Source organism: Micromonospora sp. NPDC004551 (genome assembly GCF_040609975.1).
GTDB lineage: Bacteria > Actinomycetota > Actinomycetes > Mycobacteriales > Micromonosporaceae > Micromonospora.
In genome coordinates this window covers 1-4,364 of record NZ_JBEXLM010000074.1, presented here as the reverse complement: position 1 = coordinate 4,364, position 4,364 = coordinate 1, and the positions used below count along the sequence as shown (strand labels likewise).

Sequence of the window (4,364 nt, the reverse complement as noted above, 5' to 3'; positions counted from 1 at the left end):
GTCGCCGCTCACGCCGACGCCCGCCCGGTCGAGGGCAAGCCGGCCGCGGTCGCGGTGCAGGGTGACAAGCTGATCCCGCATGGTGTGCAGGGCGCCCAGTCGAAGATCGACCTGAACGGCGAGCAGCTGGCGAACGCGAAGGCGATCATCGCGGCGACGAAGAAGGCTGGTCTGCCGGAGCGGGCCGCGGTGATCTCGATCGCCACGAGCCTGCAGGAGTCGAAGCTGGAGAACCTGGGTCACCTCGGCGACAAGAATGACCATGACTCGCTGGGCCTGTTCCAGCAGCGCCCCTCCTCGGGTTGGGGCACGCCGGAGCAGATCACTGACCCCGAGTACGCCACGCTGGCGTTCGAGAAGGGTCTGAAGCAGGTCGACGGCTGGCAGGACATGCCGCTGACCGAGGCCGCCCAGACCGTGCAGGTCTCGGCCTACCCGGACGCGTACGCGCAGTGGGAGCAGCAGGCCGCCGACATCGTCGCCCACAACTGGAACAGCTGAGCCAACACCACTGGCCGGCACCCCGAACACGGGGTGCCGGCCAGTGGCGTATCCGGAGCGTTCAGCAGGGCGCGTACAGGCGACGCGTCCCGGAGCCGGCGGCCCAGGCAGCCGGGTCGCTGAACCGGCAGCCGAAGTCCGGCGCCGACACCGCCTTCCGATCGGTGACCGGGTCGCCGGCGGGGCGCTTGCCGGTGCGTACCCAGGAAACAAGGTCGTCCCAGGCGGTGCCGGCCTCGGCCGGGCTGAACTCGCAGTGCTGCGCGGCCCGGATCGCCCGCTGCACGACGAGCCGGGTGCGGCCGTGCCACGCGACGTCCCGGGCGTACGCCTGCTCCATGCTGAACGGCACGAAGAGGTCGCCGAGGTCGTGCAGGCTGAGCACCGGCACGGTGGGCCGGCCGCTGATCCGCGGCACCTCGGTCAGCGTCGGGGACAGCCGCTGCCGCAGGTTCTCCGGGGCGACCCGCTGCACCGTGGCGTCGACGTTCACGGGGCTGTTCGGTGAGTAGCGGGTGAGCAGGTTGGTGGCGAGCTGGCCGGGCCGCTGGGCGGGGGAGTCACCGCCGTCGGTGGTGGTGATGCTGAACAGGAAGTCCTTCCAGACCGCGAAGGCGGCGTCGGCGCCGGGCCGTGCGCCGCCGGACCGCTCGACGGTGATCGCCCGCAGTTGCTTGCCGAGGTCGTTGGTGGTGTCCGGGCCGCCCGGCTTCAGCCCGGCCAGCCCGAGCGCCACCTGGATCCGCGGCACCGCGTCGGTCAGGTAGTCGTCCGGCGTCGGGTACGCGGTCACCCCGGCGAGGGCCTGCGCGACCAGGTTGTAGTCGAGGAAGAAGTCGAACAGTTCGTGGTCGCCGAGCACGCCGCACATCGGCAGCGCACCGGCGTAGTAGCCCGGGTACTGCTCCAGCGAGCGGCCGATGATGTGCCCGCCCATGGATACGCCCGCGATGAGCACCCGCTTCGGCCGCTTCACCGTGTCGGCGAAGAGGTCGGCTAGCGCGCGGGTGCCGAGCACGCCGGAGCGGATGTCGTAGCCGTTGCGGTCGTACGAGGACGACGCCCAGGCGTACCCCTGTGCCAGCATCCGCTGCCGCAGGTCGTAGCCGGGCGGTTCGGGGGCGAGCACGGTGCCCTGGCCGCGGTAGCCGTGCGCCCACATCACCAGCTCGCCGTTCCACTTCGCGGGGATCTCGATGATGTAGCCGGCGTGCGCGTGCACACCCTGCCGGACGGTGGTGGTGGCGCCGTCGATCACCAGCGGCGTGAGCGGCGGATTGCTGATCGTGTAGCCGGGCAGCGGCTGGCTTCCGTCGTCGGCCGCGAGAGCGGGCGCGGCGCCGGCGAGGCCGACCGTGAGGGTGAGGGCCGCGCCGGCCGCGAGCAGCCGGCGCAGGAGGCGTGTGGGTGAGGTCAGCATCGGTGCTCCCCCGGGGACGGGCCGCCCCCGGGACGGGGACGGCCAGGCGGGCCGGATGCCTACCGGCCGGTAGCGCCCTGAACGTAGGCCCGGCCTCGACCGCTGTCAATCGCTGACTGACCGAACGGTCAGTCGGGCCGGGTCCGCCCACAGTGGCCGCTCACACCAGGCCGTGCGCCAGCATCGCCTCCGCCACCCGCCGGAACCCGTTGATGTTCGCCCCGGCCACGTAGTCACCCGGCCGGCCGTACTCCTCTGCGGTGGCCCAGCAGCGGGCGTGGATGTCCCGCATCGTCTCCCGCAGCCGCTGCTCCGACTGGGCGAACGTCCACGAGTCGCGGCTGGCGTTCTGCTGCATCTCCAGCGCGCTCACCGCCACCCCGCCCGCGTTGGCGGCCTTGCCCGGGGCGAACCGCACCCCGGCCCGGCCCAGGATTCGCACCGCCTCGGGCGTGGTCGGCATGTTCGCCCCCTCGACCACCGCGACGCAGCCGCCGGCCACCAGCGCCGCGGCCTCCGCGCCGCCGATCTCGTTCTGCGTCGCGCAGGGCAGCGCCAGATCACAGGGCACTTCCCAGACGGTACGGCCGGAGACCGCCGCCGCGTGCGGCACGTGCCGGACGTAGTCGTCCAGGCGGGCCCGGCGCTCCTCCTTCAGCTCGCGCAGCAGCGCCAGGTCGATGCCCTTCTCGTCCAGCACGTAGCCGTCCGAGTCGGAGCAGGCCACCACCGTGCCGCCGAGCTGGTGCACCTTCTCGATCGCGTAGATCGCCACGTTGCCGGAGCCGGAGACCACCACCCGCTTGCCGTCCAGGGTGTCCCCGGTCTGGTTCAGCATCTCCTCGGCGAAGAAGACCGCCCCGTAGCCGGTCGCCTCCCGCCGCACCTGCGCGCCCCCGTACGACAGTCCCTTGCCGGTGAGCACGCCCGACTCGTACCGGTTGGTGATCCGCTTGTACTGGCCGAACAGGTAGCCGATCTCCCGGCCGCCCACCCCGATGTCCCCGGCCGGCACGTCGGTCTGCGCGCCGATGTGCCGGTACAGCTCGGTCATGAAGCTCTGGCAGAACCGCATGACCTCGCGGTCCGAGCGGCCCTTCGGGTCGAAGTCCGCGCCGCCCTTGCCGCCGCCGATCGGCAGGCCGGTCAGCGCGTTCTTGAAGATCTGCTCGAAGCCGAGGAACTTCACGATGCCCAGGTAGACCGACGGGTGGAAGCGCAGCCCGCCCTTGAACGGGCCGAGGGCGCTGTTGAACTCCACCCGGAAGCCGCGGTTCACCCGGACCCGGCCGTGGTCGTCCTCCCACGGCACCCGGAAGATGACCTGCCGCTCCGGCTCGCAGATCCGCTCGATGACACTGGCGTGCGCGTACTCGGGGTGGCGGGCCAGGGCCGGTCCGATGCTCTCCAGCACCTCCCGGACGGCCTGGTGGAACTCGGGCTCACCCGGGTTCCGCCCGACCACGTTCGCGAACACCGTCTCGACGGTCTCCGGCATCACGGACACGCCCCTTCCGTCCCGGTGCCGGCCTCGTCGCCGCACCGACCCGGAGTACGGATCATCACCGCCGTCCGGTTCACCGACCGGGTCGACGCGTCAGGCGAGGACCGCCGTTCCTCGCTGCGGTGATCGTCCGGTATGCGCGGGTCGTTGTACCCGGTGCACGACCGAGGACCACGGCCCCGCCCAGCGCAGGTGGCCGGCCGCCCGCGCAGGTGGGTGTGCCGGGCCGGAATGATGCCGGCCCGCCGGTCGTTGTACATGGTCCCGGCGCGACGAAGGGGCCCCGCCCCGCGCGCCGGATGACCCCCCTTGAAGACTTTCCCCCCGTTTTTTGAGCGCCTGACGTGGTGCTTGCGCACAGGCCGACCCCCATCGGCGTGCGCGCCAACCCCCGAGGAGCTTTCTCATGAACACGATGCTGCGTAAGAGCGTGCTGGGTATCGCTGGCCTGGCCTTCACCGGCGGCGTCTTCGCCGGCCCGGTCGCCGCCCACGCCGACGCCCGCCCCGTCGAGGGCAAGCCGGCCGCCGTCGCCACCGTGCAGGGCGCCCAGTCCCACATCGACCTCAACGCCGAGCAGCTGGCCAACGCCAAGGCGATCATCGCCGCCACGAAGAAGGCTGGTCTGCCGGAGCGGGCCGCGGTGATCTCGATCGCCACGAGCCTGCAGGAGTCGAAGCTGGAGAACCTGGGTCACCTGGGCGACGCCAACGACCATGACTCGCTGGGCCTGTTCCAGCAGCGCCCCTCCTCGGGTTGGGGCACGCCGGAGCAGATCACCAACCCCGAGTACGCCACCCTGGCGTTCGAGAAGGGCCTCAAGCAGGTCGACGGCTGGCAGGACATGCCGCTGACCGAGGCCGCCCAGACCGTGCAGGTCTCCGCCTACCCCGACGCCTACGCCCAGTGGGAGCAGCAGGCCACCGACATCGTCGCCCA

The 4,364-nt window shown here is 71.8% G+C and carries 4 protein-coding genes; 2 read left to right on the top strand and 2 right to left on the bottom strand.

Annotation, left to right across the window (positions count from 1 at the left end):
* Positions 1–501, top strand: a 501-nt coding sequence (locus ABZW14_RS34100) for a hypothetical protein (protein ID WP_355355342.1), incomplete at its 5' end; no start/stop codon positions are given.
* A gap of 61 nt (positions 502–562) precedes the next feature.
* On the opposite strand, the gene ABZW14_RS34095 is transcribed toward ABZW14_RS34100, so the two are convergent.
* Positions 563–1,921 carry a hypothetical protein gene (locus ABZW14_RS34095; RefSeq protein ID WP_355355339.1) on the bottom strand — a complete coding sequence of 453 codons (1,359 nt, stop codon included), beginning with the start codon at positions 1,919–1,921 and terminating at the stop codon, positions 563–565.
* Between the two features lie 160 nt (positions 1,922–2,081).
* Positions 2,082–3,419: an NADP-specific glutamate dehydrogenase gene (gene gdhA / locus ABZW14_RS34090; RefSeq protein WP_355355345.1), complete on the bottom strand. Its 1,338-nt coding sequence runs from the start codon at positions 3,417–3,419 to the stop codon at positions 2,082–2,084.
* 412 nt (positions 3,420–3,831) lie between these two features.
* Between gdhA and ABZW14_RS34085 the strand changes: the two genes are divergently transcribed.
* The coding region (locus ABZW14_RS34085; RefSeq protein ID WP_355355336.1) for a hypothetical protein at positions 3,832–4,364 on the top strand (533 nt) is incomplete at its 3' end.